The organism is Achromobacter xylosoxidans, from assembly GCF_002192695.1.
Taxonomy (GTDB): Bacteria; Pseudomonadota; Gammaproteobacteria; order Burkholderiales; family Burkholderiaceae_B; genus Achromobacter; species Achromobacter xylosoxidans_C.
Window position 1 is genome coordinate 1 of record NZ_MTLG01000063.1, and the last position, 17,639, is coordinate 17,639.

Genomic DNA, 17,639 nt, shown 5'->3' on the forward strand with positions numbered 1-17,639 from the left:
GTCGCCGAAGGCGAGGACGAGGATGACGATGGGGCAGTCCGGAGCGAACGCTCCGGACCGCAATCGCAGCCCCGCGCATCGCGAGCCCCCGACGCGACTGGCGTCTAAAGAACCCCACGACGAGCATCCTAAGAACCAACGGCCAAACGCTCACCACGCGGCAACGTCACCGCCCAGAACGCCAGCGCCACAACACTGATACCCGCCCCCAACAAGCACACCCCCAGCCAGCCCGCCTGAGCATAAACCACCGTCGAAGCGATAGACCCCAACCCGCTCCCCACCGCGTAGAACATCATGTAGCCGCCGACCAATCGACTATGCGCCTGCGGATTCACGCTGAAGATCATGGTCTGGTTCGTCACGTGCAGCGCCTGCAGGGCGATGTCCAGGACCAGCACGCCCAACGCCAGCAGCCACAGGCTTTGCTCCAGAAAGGCAATCGGCACCCAGGCCAGGCATAGCAACGCCAGACCCACGGCCGTGGTCCGCTCGCCCTGCCCGCTGTCGGCCAGCCGTCCGGCGCGCGCGGCCATCAGCACGCCCGCCACGCCCACCAGTCCGAACGCGCCCACCGCGCTATGCGTCAGCGAATGCGGCGGCGCGCTCAAGGGCAGCACCAGCGCGGTCCAGAAGGCGCTGAAGGCGGCGAACATCAACAGCGCGATCATGCCGCGCACGCGCAGCACGCGCTCGGTGGCCAGCAACCCGTACAGAGAGCGCAGCAAGGCCCAATAGCTCAAGTTCACCGCCGGCAGCCGGCGTTGCGGCAGACGCCGCGCCAGCACCACCGCCAGCACGGCGGCCAGCGCAGCGGACACGATGTAGACCGCGCGCCAGCCCCACAGGTCCGCCACGGCCCCGGCCAGCGTGCGCGCCAGCAGCAGGCCGATCACCACCCCGCCTTGCGCGGCGCCGACCACCCGGCCGCGCTCGCCCGGCGCGGCCAGCGCCGCGGACAAGGCCAGCAGGCCCTGCGTCATGGCCGTTCCCAAGAGACCCAGCGCCACTATGCCCATCAACAGCCAGGGCGTGCCGGCCGACAGCGCCACGGCCGCCAAGGACAGCACCAGCAGCGCCAACTGCCCCAGCATCAGGCGGCGACGGTCCAGCAGGTCGCCCAGGGGCACCACGAACAGCAGCGCCAGCGCGCAGCCCAATTGCGTGGCCGTGACCACGATGCCCACCGCGCCTTCGGCGATGCCGAACTCGCGGCCTATGGCGTCCAGCAGGGGCTGGGCGTAATACACATTCGCCACGCTCAGGGCGCAGGCCACCGCCAGCAGCATGACCAGGGATCTGGGCATCGGGCCTGGGGGTGCGGAATCGGCGGGTTCTGGTCGGGCTGACATCTCTTGCTCCATTTTGGTTGCTTTATAAAACCAGAATAGTAGTTTTCAAGGTTTTATAATGCAACCGAAATTTCGATACGCCAGCCATCACCGCCTTTCCCTCAGCAAGGATCCGATATGGTCAAACGCACTAGTCTCGAAGGCGCCGCCTGCCCGGTGGCGCGCTCCCTGGACGCGATCGGCGACTGGTGGTCGCTCTTGATCGTGCGCGACGCCTTCGACGGACTGCGGCGTTTCGGCGAATTGCAGAAAAGCCTGGGCGTGGCCAAGAACATCCTCAGCGACCGGCTGCGCACGCTGGTCGCGCACGGCATCCTGGAAGTGGCGCCGGCCTCGGACGGCAGCGCCTACCAGGAATACGTGCTGACGGACAAGGGCCGGGCGCTCTTTCCGGTGATCGTGGGCTTGCGCCAATGGGGCGAAGAGCACTATTACGGCCCCGCCGAACCCCATTCGACGCTGATCGACCGCAAGCGCGGCCAGCCCGTGCGCAAGCTGGAAATCCGCGCGCAGGACGGCCGCCTGCTGGGGCCGGACGACGCCGTGGTGCAGAAAACCGCCCTGGCGGGCTAGGCTAGGCAGCCGCCGGCCGGGGCGGCCACTGCCCGGTCGCCAGCGCGGTGGGCGAGTACGAATCGAAGCGCCAGCGCAAGGCCAACGCGCCAGGCCGGCGGACCACGCGCCGCACATGCACCCGCCACAGCCGCTCGGCGCCGTCGAACTGCGCGATCTCCGGGCTGTCCAGGATGATTTCAGCGGCGCCCGTCAGCTGCAGCACGTCGCCGCGCTCGAAGTCGATGAACAGTAGTCCGGCGCGCGCGTTGAGCACCATGTTGCCCAGGGTGTTGAAGAAGCGGTTGCCGGAAAAGTCGGGAATCGTCAGCACGTCGCCGTCCACCCGCACGAAGCCCGGCTTGCCGCCACGATGCGAGACGTCGACCTTGCGGCCGCCCTCGTCCGCGTAGGTCGCCACGAAGAATGTATCGGACCGGGCGATCAGCGCCCGCGCCGCCTCGTCCAGCCCGCCGCGCTCATTCGGCGCGGCCGGAAAGCGCAGCGTAGGCGCACGCGAGAACTGGAATTCCCGCATCTGGATGTATTGCGGGCAATTGCCGAAGGACTGCGTCACCGCCACCTCGAAGCGCTTGCCATCCCAGGCGGCGATGCGGCCGTTGGCGCGATTGCGCCGGCGCGTGTGCAGCTCGATGCCCAGCAGGCCCAGCGGCCGGTCCGGCCCCAGTCCGGCCAGCAGCGGATCGTCCGCATCCGGCACGGCGGACACGCGCAGGCTGCGCGGGTCGGGCGAGGACACGAAGCCGGGCAGGCCTTCCAGCACGCCGGCCCAGGGATCGCCCTGCCCGTCCACCGCGCCGGCGACCAGGAAGGGCAGCTGCTGGAAAAAAATACGGTGCTGGTCCGGCATGTAGTCACGGATGACTTTGGGTCCGGTCACGGCCATGCGCTCGGCGATACCCACGTGCTGTTGCAGCAGGCGTTCGCCCGCGTGCCAGGGCGACGGCGGGACAGTGAGGGGTTCTGCGTTGGACATGGCGTGCTCCTTGCGCGCGGCGCCCGCCCTCAGGCGGCCTGCAGGCCCACGGGCGACCGGGGCATGGCCACGAAGCGCGGCAGGCTTTCGATGCGGCCCAGCCAGCCGCGCACGTGCGGATAGGCATCCAGCGACACATTGCCTTCGGGCGCATGCGCCACATAGGCATAGCAGGCCACGTCCGCGATGGTGGGCGCCGCGCCCGCCAGGAAATCGCGCCCGGCCAGTTCGCCGTCCATGACCTTGAGCAAGGCATGGGCGCGGGCCAGTGTGCTGTCCACGTCGTAAGGCGCGCCGAACAGCGTCACCAGACGCGCCGCGTTCGGACCCTGCACCAGCGGGCCGGATGCCACCGATAGCCAGCGCTGCACCGCCGCAGCGCCGGCGGGATCGTCCGGCAGCCAGGCCTGGCCGCCGTAGCGCTTGGCCAGGTAAACCAGAATGGCGGTCGAATCCGCGACCACCACGCCGCCATCATCGATGACAGGCACCTGGCCGAAGGCATTCAGCCCCAGGAACGGCGGGCGCTTCTGCTCGCCGCCGCGCAGGTCCACGTCGACCTTGCGGTGCGGCACATCCAGCAGGGACAGCATCAGGGCGACGCGATGGGCGTGGCCGGACAGGGGAAAGCTGTAGAAGGTCAGCGCAGGGGTCTGGGCGGTTTGCATGAGCGGGCTCCAAGTCGGATACAGGCTCCATCTTGGGCCGGCGCCGGCCGCGCGTGAACGGCCAGCGCCCGCAAGACACTCTTGCAGCGGATGAAAGAAAGACGGCGGCCGCCCTGTCCCTTCAATGCCTGCTTGCGTGTGCGTCCGCGGAACGGCCGCTACGCCGGCAGCGTCGCCAGATCGCGCCGCAGCGCCTCGACGCAGAATTCGACGAAGCTGCGCACCTTGGCTGAACTCTTGCGGCCTTCCGGGTACACCAGGTGCACCGGCAGCGGCGGCAGTTCGAAGTCCCGCAGCACCACCTCCAGGGCGCCGCTGGCCAGGTGCCGCGCCACCTGGTAGGACACCACCTGCGTCAGCCCCCAGCCCTCGCAGGCCGCCAGCACCGCGGCCTGGAAGGACGTGACCGTCAGCTGCGAATCGACGCGCAGGCTCCGTGGCTGGCCGTCCTGCTGGAAGCGCCATTGCGGCGTGCGGCCCTCCATGGCGGCGGTGACGGTGCAAAAGCGCGGCAGGGACTCCAGATCCTGTGGCGCGCCATGTTCGCGCAGGAAGGCGGGCGCGGCGCAGACCACGCGCCGCACCTGCCCCACCGGCACCGCCGTCAACGTCGAATCCGGCAAGGCGCCGATGCGCACCGCGACGTCCACGCGCTCGTCCAGCAGGTTCACCACGCGGTCCACCAGCAGCGTGCGCACCGAGACTTCGCGGTGCGCGCGCAGATAGGCCAGCACGGCGGGCATCACGTGCAACTCGCCGAAAAACGCCGGAGCCGTGATGCTGAGCGCGCCGCGCGGCGCGGCCATCGCACCGGCCACGGCATCGTCGGCCTGCTCCACTTCGTCGAGGATGCGGCGGCAGTCGTCAGCGTAGCGCTGGCCGGCCTCGGTCAGGCGCAGGCTGCGCGTGGTGCGCACCAGCAGCAAGGCCCCCAGCCGCCGCTCCAGCGCCGACACGCTGCGCGTGACGGTAGGCGCCGACATCTCCAGCCGGCGCGCGGCCGCGGCGAAACTCTGCGCCTCGGCCACCGCCAGGAACACGCTCATTTCATGGAATCGATTCACGCCTTGCGGCCTCCGCGCTGATTTTCGGAAAGAGAGTAGAAGCGCGCGCAGGGGCGCGTCAATCCTCTCCCCGGCCTTGCGCGCAAGCGTGCAAGGCCGCGGGCTCAGGCCAGCCTGCGCGCGCGCTCCCCGATGAAAGCCAGTAGCGCAAGCGCGCGATGCGCCGCCCGCGCCGCGCCGTCCATGTCGCCGCGCACGTACAGCGGACGAAGCTCCTCGATTTCCTCCAACGCCTCGATCAGTTCGGGCGCCGCCAACCGGTACTTGCGCAGGACGCTGACCATGCACATGGAAGCGTGCACCATGTCCTCGGACGTCTCGCTGACGCCCGCCCGGTGCAGGGCGAAGTTGACCCAGTGCGTGCCGGCCAGCATCGCCGCCTCGATCCGGATCTCCCAGTCCTCGTCGCCCAGTCTGGCCAGCGAGGCTTCGATGCGTTGCGCCTTGTCGCGATGGAGTTCCGGGATCATGGGCGGGTCTCCGGACGGACCTGGGCTTCGTAGACGGAGATGGCCTGCGACATCGCGCGCTGGCAATCGTCGACGATGGCCTGGGTCGGCTTGCGGTCGCCGCGCAGGCACGGATCGCGATGCGCTTCCAACGCGTGCAAGGCGGCCTCCAGATGCTGGACAGGTTGCGGCATGTCGCCGGGAATGGCGGGCCAGCCCACATGGCTCACGTCACCCGGGCCGCGCAGTTCCCGGCGCCAACCGCCATCCGCCTGCGGCACCACATGCACGCCGGGAATGGTGGAAAAGGCGCGGTCCTCGCTGGTCAGGCCGGCGGCGTGCAACGTGGCGTTCCAGATGTTGGTACCCGCGGTAAGACAGGTCCAGTACCAGAGTTCGAAGTCGCGCAAGGGGTCGAGCCGTTCGCGCAGCCGCAGCAGGCGGGCTATCTTTTCCGCGTGGGAGGATATCTGCATGGCGCTTCACTCGGCCTTGATGTTTCCGTCCACCACGACCTTGCGCCAGGCAGCCAGGTCTTGCGTGATGGTCTGGGCGAACGCCTGGCGGCTGACGGCAGCGGATGGCGGCACGTTCGCCTGGCGCAGCGCCTCCAGGAACGCCGGCTGTTCCAGCTCGTGGTTGATGGCCGCATGCAGGCGCTCCAGCACATCGAGCGGCGTGTTGCGGGGCGCAAACACGCCTTGCCAGCCCGCGGCGGTGAAGGGATAGCCTTGCTCCGACAACACTTGCACGTCCGGCAGCCTGGGGCTGCGCACGGTGCCCGTCAGCGCGATGCCGCGCAGCTTGCCCTGCTCGATGAAGCCCAGCGGCGACACCACGTCGACCCAGCCCACCGGAATCTCGCCCGACACGATGTTCGCCAGCAGCGCGGGCGTGGTCTTGTAGGGGACGTGGTTGATGCTCAACCCCGCGCGCTGCTTGATCCACTCCATGGTCAGGTGGCCGTTGGATCCTATGCCCCAACTGCCGTAGGACTGGTACTTGCCGGGTTCACGGCGCAGCAGCTCCACCAATTCGGGCAGCGTTCTCGCCGGCACCGAGGCATGCGCCACCAGCAGCACGCCGCCCACGGACGAGAGCGCCACGGGCTCCAGGTCCCGCAGCGTCTGGACCGGCAAGGCTGGATTGAGCGCTTCGGCCATCACCATCGACGAAGCCGTGCTGTGCAGGATGGTGTAGCCATCGGGCGCGGCGTTCTTGACCGCGGACGAGCCGATCAAGCCGTTCGCGCCCGGGCGGTTCTCGATGACGAAGGGCTGGCCCAGCGTGTCGTTCAGCCGCGCATAGAGCTGCCGGGCCAGCGTGTCCAGCACGCCGCCCGCGCCGCCCGGCACGATCACCTTGACGGGCCGCGCCGGCCATCCGCCGCCTCCCTGCGCAAACGCCAGACGGCTCGCCAGGGACGCGGCCGCGCCCAGCAAGAGTTCCCTACGGGTCAATGAGATCGTCATGTTGTCATCCTGGAACGTTGTGCGGATGCGGGCCGCCGGGCAGGCGGCCGCGCCGCGGAGGCGTCAGGCGGGCTTGCGCAGGAAACCCTGGTTGCCGCCGTTGCGGTTGGGCGCGAAGCCGTTGGCCTGCAGCGTCTCATCCGCCGTTTCGTAGAACACGCCGATCTTCATGATCTCGCGCGCCTGCTGCGCAGTCGCGATCGGACGGCCGAATTCGCCCGCAATACGCACCAGCTGCTTGATCTGTTCGACCGAGCTCATCTTGCCTGTGCGGGTCTGGTTCCAGAGCACGTCCTCGATGCCGCAGCGTACGTGCAAGCCCAGAGCGATGCCTATCATGTTGATGGGCAGCACGTTGAGGACGGAGCTTTCCACCGTGACCACGGCGCCGTCCGGCACTGCGCGCAGCATATTGGCCAGGTTGTAGATGTTGGCCTGATCCATGCCGCCGCTGATGGCCACCCAGTTCATCACCAGCGGCCCCTTGTAGACGCCGCGGCGGATCATCCGCTCTATGGTTTCGAAGCTGTTGATGTTGTAGCACTGGAACTCGCTCTGGATGCCGGCTGCCGTCAGGCGCCGGATGTGCTCCTCGACCCAGCTGGGATTCGCCGGCACGACCATGTCCTTGTAGGTGGAATACAGGTGGGGAAAACCGCGGGACACGCCCCGGAAGTCGTCTTCCCCGGCATGCTCGGTGACGTTCATCTGCGAGGTGTTGACGGTGACCGTCACCTGATCGGGCGTGGGCGTAAGTTCGGCCAACATGTGGCGGGTGTCGTCGCTCAGCCATTTGGCGGCCTGCCCTTCCTCCGGCGCGAAGCTGATGGAGCCGCCCACCTGGATGATCATCTCGGGCACGGCCTCGCGCACCCCGGCGATCAGTTCGTTGAACTTCGACAAGCGCTTGCTGCCCTTGCCGTCGGCCTCGCGCACGTGCAGATGCAGCACCGTGGCGCCGGCCTCATAGCAATCCACCGCCTTCTGGATCTGGTCTTCCATGGACACCGGGATGTCCTCCGGGAAGTCCGAGGGTATCCAGCCTGGCGCATAAGGCGCGGCGGTGATGATCAGCGGCTGCTGGTTTTCGGGATACAGGTGGCCGTCTAGAAAGTTCATGGCGGGGTTCTCCGACTGGGTGAGTGAAAACTGCATGAGTTGCGCGGCGTGAAACCGGCGCAGGGATACCGGCGCGCGCTGCCCACGGGCGTGCCGGCACAAGCCGGCCGCCCCCGGGGCGCGGCGCTGAAAGCAAGGGGAAGACGGGTCAGTTGGCCCGGATGTCGAACTTCTTGACGATGGCGGCGTTGCGCTGCGAGGTCTGCCGGTTTTCGGCCAGCAGCGCGGCGGTGTCGGTGTTCACGTCGGGCTCCAACCCGACGTCCGACAATTTCTGCTGCACCGCCGGCACGGCCGCCGCCTTGCTGATGACGGCCTGGAGCCTGGCCAGGACATCGGGCGGCAGCTTGCTTGATCCGTAGAAGCACACCTGGCCCTGGAACTGGATCTCCGCATAGCCAAGTTCGGTCATCGTCGGCACGTCGGGCAGATCCCTGTACCGGTTTTTCCCGGCGACCGCGTAGGGGCGCAGCCGGCCGCTCTTGATCAGGGGCAAGGACGTCACCATGCCGTCGAACATGATGTCGACCTGGCCGCCGATGACATCCTGAAGCGCCTGCGGCGAGCCCGTATAGGCCACGTGCTGCATGTCCAGCCCGGCCTGGCTGCTGAAGATCAGGCCCGAATACTGCGACACCGTGCCGGTGCCGTAACTGGCGAAGGACGACTTGCCCTTGCGTTCCTTCAAATGCGCGACCAGGCTCTGGAAATCCTTGGCTGGGTAGTCCGCAGCGCTGACCAGCGCGTAGCTGGTGTATGCGACCCGGGCGATGGTCACGATGTCCTTGAGCGGGTCGTAAGGCACCTTCATCACCTGCGGCGCTTCGACCAGCATATTGCTCGGTCCCAGCGCAATCGTATTGCCGTCGGGGTCGGCCTTCAGCATGGCGCTGAGTCCGATCGATCCGGTCGCGCCGGGCCGGTTCTCGATGATGACAGGCCGGCCGGTGTCCGCCGAGACCTGCTGCCCGATCACCCGGGCGGCGATGTCCACGGTGCCGCCCGCCGGCCCCGGGACGATGACCCGCAAGGGTTTTTCGCCCGAAGCCCAGACGCTGAAGGCCAGCGAACATCCGGCCAGCGCCAGGGCCGTGCGCGCGAATTGCTGCAGTTTCATGTTTGTCTCCTAGCTCATTGTCGGACTGAGGCGCCGGTTTCCGTTCATGGAAGGCGCAATGTCTGATCTATGGCTGCAAGTATCCGCCGCACCGCATGTATTGACTTGCTTTTTTGGGACACAAATTTGCTAATTTGGGACAGCGCCTACGACGCTTCCGTGGCGGCCTGCTTGCTCCACTGAGACGGGCTGCATCCAAACTGGCCGTGGAACCAATGGCTGAAGCTGCTGGGCCTGGAAAAGCCCAGCAGTTCCGCCACCTCGCCCAGCGGCAGATCGCTCTCGCGCAAATGGTGCTTGACCAGGTCCATGCGCACCTCGTCCAGCACGCGGCTGAACGTCAGGCCTTCCGCTTCGAGGCGACGATGCAACGTGCGGCGGTCGACGTGCAGAAAGCGCGCTACCTCCGGCGCCGAGCAAGCTCCGCCGGGCAGCAGCGCCAGGATGATGCGGCGACACGTCTCCTGCGCGCTTTCGCCGCGGCCGGTCATGGCCGCTTCCAGGTACTTCCTGGCCAGGTCCGCGGCCACCTGATCGCCCTGCTCGCGCGGCCTGGCAAGGTCCGCGGCCGAACAGACCAGGCCGTTGAACTCCTGGTTGAATTTGACGTTGCGCCTGAAGAAGGCGCGATGCGCGGCAACGTCCTTGGGCGGCCGGTGCGTGAAACAGACCTCCAGGGGCAGCCACTGCTGTCCGATCAGCTCGGTCAATATGCAGAACATGGTGCCCACCGCCAGCTCGACCGACTGCCGCATCTGCAGTCCAGGGGTGGGCAGCAAGTCTTCGCGGATGATCACCAGGCCGCCCGCGTCTTCGACGCGGATGATGAGCGAGGCGTTCACCAGTTTCAGGTATCTGCACAAGGTATCGAGCGCGTGCCTGGGCGTGGGTTCTTCGCGCAACACCAGGCTGATGGGCCCCAGCGCCGACAGCTTGCGCCGCGCGGCCAGGCGCAGCGCAAAGTCCTCGATGCGCGTCGCGCGCGCGGTGATTTCCAACAACTCGCGCGCCGCGTCGCGCGGAATCAACATTTCCGGGTCTTGCAGGAACTGTGCCTGCAGCCCCACGCTGCGCATGAAGGCATGGGGGTCCCGGCCCAGCGACTCGACCAGCTCGACGTAGCCGTTCAAGCTGCCGCTGCGCATCAGTTGGGAGATCTGCCTCATGCCTGGGCCTCGAATTCACTGCGCAGCCAGCCCAGGAAAGCCTTGACCGGCGGATGGCGTTCGCGGCCCGGCGCGCACAGCGCGGTGTAGGCCGCCCCCGCCACTCTCACGTCCGGCCGGTATGGCACCAGGGTGCCCGCCGCCACGCTGTCCGACACCATCACGGAACTGGCCAGCACCAGGCCCTGGCCGGCGATGGCGGCCTGCAGGGCATAGTGTTCTTCCTCGTAGGCATGCACCGCCGCCGGCTTGCGCCAGGACGGCAAACCCGCTGCCTCGCACCAGTCCTGCCAGCCCTGCTCGTACAGCTGCGAATCGCGCCAGCGCACGGTCACCAGCGACGGCGCGCGCCTGCCCGGCCGGGCGGCCAGCGACGGCGCGCCATAGACGCCGAACCATTCCTGCAAGGAGCAGGCGGCGTGCAGCCCGGGCCAACGCGCCCGGCTGTAGCGGATGGCCAGGTCCACGCTGGCATCGCGCAGCAGGTCCACGGGTTCCGGACTGGTGTTCAGGTTCAGCTGGTATTGCGGAAAGGCCGTGTAGAAACGCCCCAGCCGCGGCACCAGCCACAACGCCGCGAACGAATGCGTGGTGGACAGGGTCAGCGCGCCCGAGGCCGGCGCGGCGCGCAAGGCGTCCAGGGTCTGCGCCACATCGAGCAAGGCGCCATGCACGCCAGCAAAAAGGCGCGCCCCTTTCTCGGTCAGGCGCACGCCGCGCGGCACGCGTTCGAAGAGCGCGTAGCCCACATGCCGCTCCAGCGCCTTGACCTGATGGGACACGGCCGTGGCCGTCACGGCCAGCTCGGCCGCGGCCAGCTTGAAGCTGAGCAATCTGGCGGCTGCCTCGAAGGTGCGCAGCGCGGTCACGGGCAGCGTGGCGAACATGGAATGCGAGTCCAAATGGATGAAATCAATTCATCTTACTCAAGGATTCATCATTTGTCGCCCACCTAGCGTGGATACTAAATTTTCTCTCATGCATGGAAGCATCCATGTCCAAAAAAGGAATCAAACATGAATTCAGATCATCCCACCAAGCGCTTGCTGATCCTGGTCGGCAGCCCGCGGCGCGACGGCAACAGCGCGGCCCTGGGCGCGGCCGCGCTGCGCGGAGCCGAGGCGGCGGGCATCCAGGCCACGCTGCTGTTCCTGGACGACTACATCGAGTCCTTCCTGCCCGACCTGCGGCGCTCGCCCCCGCCGACCGACCGGTACGCAGAACTGTTCCTGGAGCACTTCCTGCCGGCCGACGGCGTGCTGATCTGCACTCCGATCTACTGGTACGGCATGTCGGCGCAGACCAAGGCATTCTTCGACCGATCGTTCAGCCACTATGCCGGCCAAGGCCCCGAACCGGAACGGGTCAAGCAGCGCATGATCGGCAAGCGCCTGGGCCTGGCGGTGGCATCCGAGGAAACCTACCCGGGCGCGGCGCTGGGCATCGTGCACCAGATCCAGGAATACGCGCGCTACACCCATTCGGACTTCGTCGGCTACGTGCACGGCGCGGGCAACCTGCGCGGCGAGATCGCGGCCGATCCGCGCCGTCCGCTGCGGGCGGCGGAGGAACTCGGCGCGGCGTTCTTCACCAGCAAGTACTCGGATTACCGGGTCGAGACGCCGCGTGCCCGCAATGTCTGGGAGCCCTCGCCCGCCTTGCGCAGCACGCCGGGCGTGCTGCCGTAGACCTGCTTGAACACGCGGGTCAGATGGGCCTGGTCGGCGAAGCCCACCGCATGCGCGGCGTCGGCCAGCGCCAGGCCATCGCGCAGCAGCAGCCTGGCGCGCGCCACCCGCCAGTTGCGCAGCCAGGCCAGCGGAGGCAGGCCGTAGCGCCGGGCGAACTGCTTGACCAGCGTGGTGCGATGGCGGTTCTGCGCCAGCGCCAGGGCCTCCAGGTCCGGCGCGCAGGCCGGGTCCAAGGCCATGCGCGCGCGCAGCAGCGCGCAGACATCGGGCTCGTCGTCGGCCGCTGCGGGGCTGGCCTGAGCATGCGCCGCCAGCAGACCGAACAGCGCGGCAGAGATGCGCTCGCGGCGCTCGGGGTCGGCGATGGGATCTGGCGTGAGCGCGTCCAGCCACGCCTGGCATAGCGCGGCATCGCGGATGACGGGCCCCGCCAGCGCGGCGCCGCCCGCGTACAGCGCGAGTTCGTGGTTCCTGAACCAGGCCGGATCGATATAGGCCATGCGGTACGCCAGCGGCGCATCCGAGGTGCCGCCGGTATGGACCTGGCCGGGCGCGATCACCACCAGATCGCCCTCGCCCGCGGCCTGAGGTTCGCCATGCACGGTGAAGGCGCAGCGGCCCTGCGCGATGGCGCCGATGGACCAGGCGTCGTGGAAATGCGGCGCATAGCTGTAGGCGCGCAGGTCCGCGATCAGCACGTCGCCGGGCAGGCCGGCGCCGCAATGCCAGATGTGTTGGGAAACCGCCATGGATACGTTTGCGTCGGGCGCCTAGCCGAAGTAGCTCTGGTCCGAGGTCAGCGTGCGGGCCAGCAGCCATGCGTTGCGGGGATTCTCGCCCACGCGGCGCACGGCGTAGGGCCACCAGTCGCCGCCAAAGGGCAGATAGACCCTGACGTTATAGCCCAAACGGCGCAGCGCGAGCTGCCAGTCCGGACGCACGCCATAGAGCATCTCGAATTCAAAGGCTTCTGGCGGCCAGCCGCGCTCCCGCGCCAGCTCCAGGATGGCGCCGGCCAGACGGTCGTCATGGGTGCCGAAGACGGGCTGGAAGCCGGACTCCAGCGCCTCGCGCGACAGCATGATGGCGGCGGCGTCCAGATAGGCCTGGTCGATGCGCGCGCGGCCGGCGTGGTCCAGCGCGCGCTCCGGAAACGCGCCTTTGACCAGCCGCAGCGAAGTGCGCTGGCGGATCGCCCAGACCAGGTCCAGCGGCGTGCGGCGCCGCTGCGCCTGCAGGGTCAGGCCTGCCGGTATGCCGGCTTGCAGCAGTTCGCGGTGCAAGGCGCAGGTGCGCTCGCAGAGGGAGGAATCCTCCATGTCCAGCACCATCCAGTCGCGCCCCAGGCCGACCGTCCTGCGCGCCGCCAGGCCGATGCGCCGGGCATTGTCCCGGCCCAGCGCGTCGTCGCGCATATAGCCGATGGCGGTGGGATCGACCGACACGTGCACGTCCAGCCCGGCATGGTCCAGCGCCCGGCAGGCGCCGACCGCCTGGGCCACGTTGTGCTCGATGGCGTCGCGATCGTCCACGTACTCGCCCAGATAGAAAAGCGAGGCGCGGATCCCGTGCGCCTCGCGCAGCCTGGCGGCCGTGCGGACCGCGGCGTCGACGTCCGCGCCGCCGACGAAGCGGGCGGCCAGCGATGTGCGCGCCGCCATGGCCCGCATCGCCCGCCCCACGCCCGGGCTGCGCGCCAGCGCGATGGCGGTTCTCTGGAACATGCTCATGGGCTCTCTCCCTGCAAAGAGAGCCACTGTGCCGGGACGGCGGGCGCGCGTCTTGAACGCCAGTGAAACGTTGCTAGTCCAGCGCCAGGCCGCGGGCGCGGCCGAACAGCGGACGCTGCACCGTCTGCGCCAGCAGCACGCCGGCCAGCGTCACCGCGCCGCCCAGCAGGTGGTACAGATGCAGTTGCTCGCGCAGCATGACGAAAGCGGCCAGCGCGGTGAACAGCGGCAGCAGGTTGATGAAGATGCTGCAGCGGTTGGGCCCCAGGCGCTGCACGCCTTCGATCCACAGGAAGGACAGCAGCACCGACGAGAAGATGCCCGCATACAGGATCAGCGGCACCGTGTTCATGTCCAGCGCGGCCTGCGTCGCCGGCACGCGCAGGTACAGCGGCAGCATGTAGAGCAGCGCGAAGATCGATTGCACGAAGGTCGACTGCCAGGCCGGCAGCGGCACCTTCCAGTGGCGCAGCAGCACCCCGTACAGCGCATAGGACAAGGCGGCCAGCAGCATCAGGCCGTCGCCGACGTGGATGCCGTGCTGGAACACGCTCAGCATGTCGCCCTGGCCCACCAGGTACAGCAGCCCCAGGAAGGACAGCGCGCCCCCGCCCGCCATGCCCAGGGTCAGGGGATCGCGCAGGATCACCACGCTGAGCAGCATGCTCAGCAAGGGAATCAGCGCGGTCAGGATGGCCATGTTGGTGGCGGTGGTGGTTTCGGCCGCGCGGTAGGACAGCGCCTGGAACACCGCCGACGACAGGGCGCCGTACAGCGCCAGCTTGGGCCAGTGGCGCAGGATGGTCTTGCGGTTGCGCCAGGCCGGGCCGGCCGTGAACAGGCCCATCAGAAACAGGGCCAGCACCAGCCGGTAGAAGGTGATGGCGGTGGGAGAGATGGCGCTGGCGGCCATCTTGGAGACGATGACGTTGCCCGCCCAGAACAGGATGGCGAACAACGGAAACAGGTAGGACATGATGTTTGCGCTCGGAGGATGAGGGATGGTCTCCGGCCGCTTGCCGCGCCCCTGGGGGCCGTGCAAGCGGTGGAGTATCGCCATCCTATTGAGCGCGGTCCGGCCCGTCTGCCGACGGAAAGGCAGCGGCTATCGCAAAATGGACATTGCCCGTATCAGGGGCGGAACGGCGCGGGATCCAGCGGCAGCTCCAGCCCGCCCATCTGGGCCGTCAACAGCGCGGCGCTGCCGCAGGCCAGGGTGAAGCCCAGCGCGCCTTGCCCGATGTTGAGCCACAGGTTGTCGGCGGCATGGCTGCGTCCGATCAGCGGCTTGCTGGTGGGGGTGGCCGGACGCAGACCTGCCCAAGGCACCGCCTGCTGCAGGTCCAGCGCCGGAAACGCCTCGTGCACCTGGCGCTTGAGCAGGCCGATGCGCGCCGTGTCGATGCCGGCATCGGCGCTGCCGATGTCGACCATGGCCGCGATCCGCAGCACGCCGCCCACGCGGGCGTAGACGATGCGCCGTTCGTAGTCCGTGACGCTGATGCGCGGCGCGACCGAATCGTCGTCCTCGGCCAGCGGCACGCTCAGGCTGTAGCCCTTCAGCGGATACAGCGGCACATCGTGGCCCAGCGGCTTGAGCAGCGCGCGCGTGCCGATGCCGGTGGCCAGCACGATGGCGTCGGCGCCGATGTCGCCATCGCGCGTGTTCACCGCCACGATGCGGCGCCCTTCGCGCTGCAGGCCGGATACCGGATTGGACATGGCGCATTGCACGTTGGCCATGGTCTGCAGGCGGTCGAACAGCGCCTCGGTGAACTGGCGGCAGTCGCCCGCCTCTTCGCTGGGGGTATAGATGGCGCCTGCCAGGCTGCCGCCCATGCCGGCCAGCGCCGGTTCCAGCGCCAGCGTCTGCGCGGCGTCCAGCACCTGCTGCTCGGCGCCGAGGTCGGCCTGGTACGCCACCAGCGCGCGCGCCTTGTCCAGCAAGGCCGCGCTGCGGTAGGCGATGAGCTTGCCGTTCTTCAAATGGCCGAAATCCAGGTCTTCCTGTTCCAGCAGGGAGTGCATGACGTCCCGGCTGAGATAGGACAGGCCTGCCAGCTGGACCGTGGAAGCCTTGGCCACCGAGGCCCGGCACGCCAGCGCGAACTGCAGGCACCAGCGCCATTGATGGGGATCCAGCCTGGGCCGGAAACGCAACGGGGAGTCCTCGCGCAGCAGCCAGCCCGGCACGCTGGGCAACACGCCGGGACCGGCCAAAGGCGCCACGTAGCTATAACTGAGCTGGCCGCCATTGGCGTAGCTGGAGACCTCGGCCGGACGCGCCTGGCTATCCACCAGCACCACGTCATGGCCCTGGCGCGCCAGGAAATAGGCCGACGTGACGCCCACGACGCCGGCGCCGATTACGCAAACCCGCATACTTTTAGATCCAGAAAGACAGGGACACCACGCTATTCTGGGACGCGCCCCGCCCGTCCGGCAAATGCCAAACTCCGCAGGGTCCATAACAAAACATCATGCCCCGGGTCAGGCGGCGCGGTGCAGCCTGATGATGGCGGCGGCCGTGGGGTCGCGCACCAGGTCGGCCAGGGTGTAGCCGTTGAGCGCCTCGTAGAAGGCCTGCAAGGTCTGCGCCAGCACGCCGGACAGCCGGCATGCGCCGTCCAGCGCACAGGGCGGTTCGCGGCAGTCGATCAGCGGCCCCTGCTGCTCCAGTTGCCGGATCAGGTCGCCCAGCCGGTAGCGGTCGGCGGCCTGCGCCAGCCGCAACCCGCCGCCCTTGCCGCGCGAGGTGCTGACCCAACCCTGCTGCGCCATGAAGTGCACCACCTTCACCAGATGATTGCGCGACACGCTGAAACGGTCGGCGATCTCCGGGATGGTGACGGCGGCGGACCGGTCGCGGCATTGCGTCAGGTACATCAGGACGCGCAGGCCGAAATCGGTGAATCGGGTCAGTTGCATGGCAGGGACGAAAGGAATGGGCGCTGGCGGCCCGAGCGTTCAGGCCGCCAGGATACACCGCTCAGGCGGGCGCGCCGCCGCTGCCGAAGGCTTCAGCATGGATGCGGTCGGCGGGCACGCCCAGGCCGGTCAAGGCTTCGCGCTGCGCGCGCATGAAGCCCGCCGGGCCACACAGGTAGTAGTCCGCGCCGGGCACGATGACTTCGTCGCGGATGGCGTTCAGGTCCACCCGGCCGGCGTAGTCGTAGTCGCGGCCCGGCTGGTCGCCATGGCCGACCTCCTCGTAGAACACCGCCTTGCGCACATTGGCGCGTTCGGCGGCGATGCCATTGACGTGGTCGCGCATGGCGTGGACCGAGTTGTTGCGGCAGCCGTGCACGAAGCGGATCTGGCGTTCGTCGTTCAGCCCCACCAGATGGTTCAGGATGGAGACCATGGGCGTCAGGCCCACGCCGCCGCTCAGCAGCACCACCGGCGCATTGCCGTCCTCGCGCAGATGGAAGTCGCCCTGGGGCGGCGCCACGTCCAGCACCCCGCCCTCTTCCAGGCGGTCATGCAGGGCGTTGGAGACGCGGCCGGCCGGCGTATCGGCGCCAGCCGCTTCGCGCTTGACCGAGATGCGCAGGCGGTCCTGGCCCGGCGCGTCGGACAGGCTGTACTGGCGCGGCTGCATCAGGCCCAGTTCGGGCACGAACACGCGCACCGACACGTACTGGCCGGGCCGGTAGGCAGGCACCTCGCCGCCATCGGCCGGCGCCAGGTAGAAGGACGTGATCTCGGCGCTTTCGCGCTGCTTGCCCACCACGCGGAATGCGCGCCAGCCGGTCCAGCCGCCCGGCTTGGCGGCCGACTCCGCGTACAGGCGAGCCTCTTCGGCGATCAGCAGATCGGCCAGTTGGCCATAGGCCGCGGCCCAGGCCGCCACCAGCTCTTCCGTGGCCGCCTCGCCCAGCACTTCGCTGATGGAGGCCAGCAGATGCTTGCCCACGATCTGGTAATGCTCGGGCCGGATGCCCAGGCTGACGTGCTTGTGCACGATGCGCGTCACCACGGGCATCAGCACCGAGGGATCGTCGATGTGCTCGGCATAGGCCGCGACCGCGCCGGCCAGCGCCTGCTGCTGTTCGCCGCCGGCCTGGTGGCCCTGGTTGAAGACGTGCTTGAGCTCGGGGTTGTGCCTGAACATGCGGGCATAGAAATGCTTGGTCAGCGCGACGCCGTGCGTCTTGAGAACGGGGGCCGTGCCCTTGACCAGGGCGCGGATTTGGGGACTCAACATCAACTGCTCCTTGAGGCGCGATCGGGATCGCCATTAAACATGCATTTATAATACA

19 protein-coding genes are annotated in these 17,639 nt (G+C 68.3%); 2 read left to right on the plus strand and 17 right to left on the minus strand.

All coding sequences use genetic code 11. The features are described from left to right. Positions 1–128: 128 nt before the first annotated feature. Positions 129–1,352 (minus strand): MFS transporter, encoded by a 1,224-nt coding sequence (locus BRO63_RS10515; protein ID WP_088139804.1) that lies wholly within the window; start codon positions 1,350–1,352, stop codon positions 129–131. A 117-nt stretch (positions 1,353–1,469) separates the two neighbouring features. Here BRO63_RS10515 and BRO63_RS10520 point away from each other — a divergent pair, with 117 nt between their 5' ends. Next, complete coding sequence (locus tag BRO63_RS10520; RefSeq protein WP_059380571.1) at positions 1,470–1,925, plus strand: winged helix-turn-helix transcriptional regulator; 456 nt, start codon at positions 1,470–1,472, stop codon at positions 1,923–1,925. Between the two features lies 1 nt (position 1,926). Here BRO63_RS10520 and BRO63_RS10525 read toward each other — a convergent pair whose 3' ends face one another. The 10 genes from BRO63_RS10525 to BRO63_RS10570 form a co-directional block, all read right to left on the minus strand. Then, positions 1,927–2,901, minus strand: coding sequence for a pyridoxamine 5'-phosphate oxidase family protein (locus BRO63_RS10525; protein WP_088139743.1), 975 nt, complete (start codon positions 2,899–2,901; stop codon positions 1,927–1,929). A 29-nt stretch (positions 2,902–2,930) separates the two neighbouring features. After that, entirely contained in the window at positions 2,931–3,569 is a 639-nt protein-coding gene (locus tag BRO63_RS10530; RefSeq protein WP_088139744.1) for a glutathione S-transferase family protein, read from the minus strand. Positions 3,570–3,727: 158 nt separating this feature from the next. After that, positions 3,728–4,633, minus strand: coding sequence for a LysR family transcriptional regulator (locus tag BRO63_RS10535; protein WP_088139745.1), 906 nt, complete (start codon positions 4,631–4,633; stop codon positions 3,728–3,730). A 104-nt stretch (positions 4,634–4,737) separates the two neighbouring features. Next, complete coding sequence (locus BRO63_RS10540) at positions 4,738–5,103, minus strand: hypothetical protein (protein ID WP_088139746.1); 366 nt, start codon at positions 5,101–5,103, stop codon at positions 4,738–4,740. Next, positions 5,100–5,558 carry a hypothetical protein gene (locus tag BRO63_RS10545; protein ID WP_088139747.1) on the minus strand — a complete coding sequence of 153 codons (459 nt, stop codon included), beginning with the start codon at positions 5,556–5,558 and terminating at the stop codon, positions 5,100–5,102. The genes BRO63_RS10540 and BRO63_RS10545 overlap by 4 nt, the downstream gene beginning before the upstream one ends. A gap of 6 nt (positions 5,559–5,564) precedes the next feature. Then, positions 5,565–6,554 (minus strand): Bug family tripartite tricarboxylate transporter substrate binding protein, encoded by a 990-nt coding sequence (locus tag BRO63_RS10550; protein ID WP_088139748.1) that lies wholly within the window; start codon positions 6,552–6,554, stop codon positions 5,565–5,567. Positions 6,555–6,617: 63 nt separating this feature from the next. Next, positions 6,618–7,673, minus strand: coding sequence for a 3-keto-5-aminohexanoate cleavage protein (locus BRO63_RS10555; RefSeq protein WP_088139749.1), 1,056 nt, complete (start codon positions 7,671–7,673; stop codon positions 6,618–6,620). Positions 7,674–7,821: 148 nt separating this feature from the next. Then, on the minus strand, positions 7,822–8,790 hold the full coding sequence (locus tag BRO63_RS10560) for a Bug family tripartite tricarboxylate transporter substrate binding protein (protein ID WP_088139750.1): 969 nt from the start codon (positions 8,788–8,790) through the stop codon (positions 7,822–7,824). A gap of 146 nt (positions 8,791–8,936) precedes the next feature. Continuing rightward, positions 8,937–9,956, minus strand: coding sequence for an AraC family transcriptional regulator (locus tag BRO63_RS10565; RefSeq protein WP_088139751.1), 1,020 nt, complete (start codon positions 9,954–9,956; stop codon positions 8,937–8,939). Then, positions 9,953–10,843 (minus strand): LysR substrate-binding domain-containing protein, encoded by an 891-nt coding sequence (locus BRO63_RS10570; protein ID WP_088139752.1) that lies wholly within the window; start codon positions 10,841–10,843, stop codon positions 9,953–9,955. Before BRO63_RS10570 ends, BRO63_RS10565 begins: the two co-directional genes overlap by 4 nt. Before the next feature lie 129 nt (positions 10,844–10,972). Between BRO63_RS10570 and BRO63_RS10575 the strand changes: the two genes are divergently transcribed. Next, a complete protein-coding gene (locus BRO63_RS10575; protein ID WP_088139753.1) occupies positions 10,973–11,644 on the plus strand; it encodes a flavodoxin family protein in 672 nt (223 codons plus the stop codon). Here the strand turns inward: BRO63_RS10575 and BRO63_RS10580 are convergent. The 6 genes from BRO63_RS10580 to hmpA form a co-directional block, all read right to left on the minus strand. Further along, a complete protein-coding gene (locus BRO63_RS10580; protein WP_088139754.1) occupies positions 11,563–12,396 on the minus strand; it encodes a helix-turn-helix transcriptional regulator in 834 nt (277 codons plus the stop codon). The two genes, BRO63_RS10575 and BRO63_RS10580, sit on opposite strands and share 82 nt — an antisense overlap. A 21-nt stretch (positions 12,397–12,417) precedes the next feature. Then, complete coding sequence (locus tag BRO63_RS10585; RefSeq protein ID WP_088139755.1) at positions 12,418–13,377, minus strand: proline dehydrogenase family protein; 960 nt, start codon at positions 13,375–13,377, stop codon at positions 12,418–12,420. A gap of 73 nt (positions 13,378–13,450) precedes the next feature. Beyond that, positions 13,451–14,353 (minus strand): DMT family transporter, encoded by a 903-nt coding sequence (locus BRO63_RS10590; protein ID WP_088139756.1) that lies wholly within the window; start codon positions 14,351–14,353, stop codon positions 13,451–13,453. A gap of 155 nt (positions 14,354–14,508) precedes the next feature. After that, positions 14,509–15,759 (minus strand): D-amino acid dehydrogenase, encoded by a 1,251-nt coding sequence (locus BRO63_RS10595; RefSeq protein ID WP_088139757.1) that lies wholly within the window; start codon positions 15,757–15,759, stop codon positions 14,509–14,511. 108 nt (positions 15,760–15,867) lie between these two features. After that, positions 15,868–16,305 carry an Rrf2 family transcriptional regulator gene (locus BRO63_RS10600; protein ID WP_088139758.1) on the minus strand — a complete coding sequence of 146 codons (438 nt, stop codon included), beginning with the start codon at positions 16,303–16,305 and terminating at the stop codon, positions 15,868–15,870. A gap of 61 nt (positions 16,306–16,366) precedes the next feature. Further along, complete coding sequence (hmpA, locus tag BRO63_RS10605) at positions 16,367–17,584, minus strand: NO-inducible flavohemoprotein (RefSeq protein WP_088139759.1); 1,218 nt, start codon at positions 17,582–17,584, stop codon at positions 16,367–16,369. Positions 17,585–17,639 lie beyond the last annotated feature (55 nt).

What these genes read in the sequence shown, in the direction of transcription:
- BRO63_RS10515 (WP_088139804.1), bottom strand. Translation starts at nt 1,352, where the DNA reads ATGTCAGCCCGACCAGAACCCGCCGATTCCGCACCCCCAGGCCCGATG.
- BRO63_RS10520 (WP_059380571.1), top strand. Translation starts at nt 1,470, where the DNA reads ATGGTCAAACGCACTAGTCTCGAAGGCGCCGCCTGCCCGGTGGCGCGC.
- BRO63_RS10525 (WP_088139743.1), bottom strand. Translation starts at nt 2,901, where the DNA reads ATGTCCAACGCAGAACCCCTCACTGTCCCGCCGTCGCCCTGGCACGCG.
- BRO63_RS10530 (WP_088139744.1), bottom strand. Translation starts at nt 3,569, where the DNA reads ATGCAAACCGCCCAGACCCCTGCGCTGACCTTCTACAGCTTTCCCCTG.
- BRO63_RS10540 (WP_088139746.1), bottom strand. Translation starts at nt 5,103, where the DNA reads ATGATCCCGGAACTCCATCGCGACAAGGCGCAACGCATCGAAGCCTCG.
- BRO63_RS10545 (WP_088139747.1), bottom strand. Translation starts at nt 5,558, where the DNA reads ATGCAGATATCCTCCCACGCGGAAAAGATAGCCCGCCTGCTGCGGCTG.
- BRO63_RS10550 (WP_088139748.1), bottom strand. Translation starts at nt 6,554, where the DNA reads ATGACGATCTCATTGACCCGTAGGGAACTCTTGCTGGGCGCGGCCGCG.
- BRO63_RS10555 (WP_088139749.1), bottom strand. Translation starts at nt 7,673, where the DNA reads ATGAACTTTCTAGACGGCCACCTGTATCCCGAAAACCAGCAGCCGCTG.
- BRO63_RS10560 (WP_088139750.1), bottom strand. Translation starts at nt 8,790, where the DNA reads ATGAAACTGCAGCAATTCGCGCGCACGGCCCTGGCGCTGGCCGGATGT.
- BRO63_RS10565 (WP_088139751.1), bottom strand. Translation starts at nt 9,956, where the DNA reads ATGAGGCAGATCTCCCAACTGATGCGCAGCGGCAGCTTGAACGGCTAC.
- BRO63_RS10570 (WP_088139752.1), bottom strand. Translation starts at nt 10,843, where the DNA reads ATGTTCGCCACGCTGCCCGTGACCGCGCTGCGCACCTTCGAGGCAGCC.
- BRO63_RS10575 (WP_088139753.1), top strand. Translation starts at nt 10,973, where the DNA reads ATGAATTCAGATCATCCCACCAAGCGCTTGCTGATCCTGGTCGGCAGC.
- BRO63_RS10580 (WP_088139754.1), bottom strand. Translation starts at nt 12,396, where the DNA reads ATGGCGGTTTCCCAACACATCTGGCATTGCGGCGCCGGCCTGCCCGGC.
- BRO63_RS10585 (WP_088139755.1), bottom strand. Translation starts at nt 13,377, where the DNA reads ATGAGCATGTTCCAGAGAACCGCCATCGCGCTGGCGCGCAGCCCGGGC.
- BRO63_RS10590 (WP_088139756.1), bottom strand. Translation starts at nt 14,353, where the DNA reads ATGTCCTACCTGTTTCCGTTGTTCGCCATCCTGTTCTGGGCGGGCAAC.
- BRO63_RS10595 (WP_088139757.1), bottom strand. Translation starts at nt 15,759, where the DNA reads ATGCGGGTTTGCGTAATCGGCGCCGGCGTCGTGGGCGTCACGTCGGCC.
- BRO63_RS10600 (WP_088139758.1), bottom strand. Translation starts at nt 16,305, where the DNA reads ATGCAACTGACCCGATTCACCGATTTCGGCCTGCGCGTCCTGATGTAC.
- hmpA (WP_088139759.1), bottom strand. Translation starts at nt 17,584, where the DNA reads ATGTTGAGTCCCCAAATCCGCGCCCTGGTCAAGGGCACGGCCCCCGTT.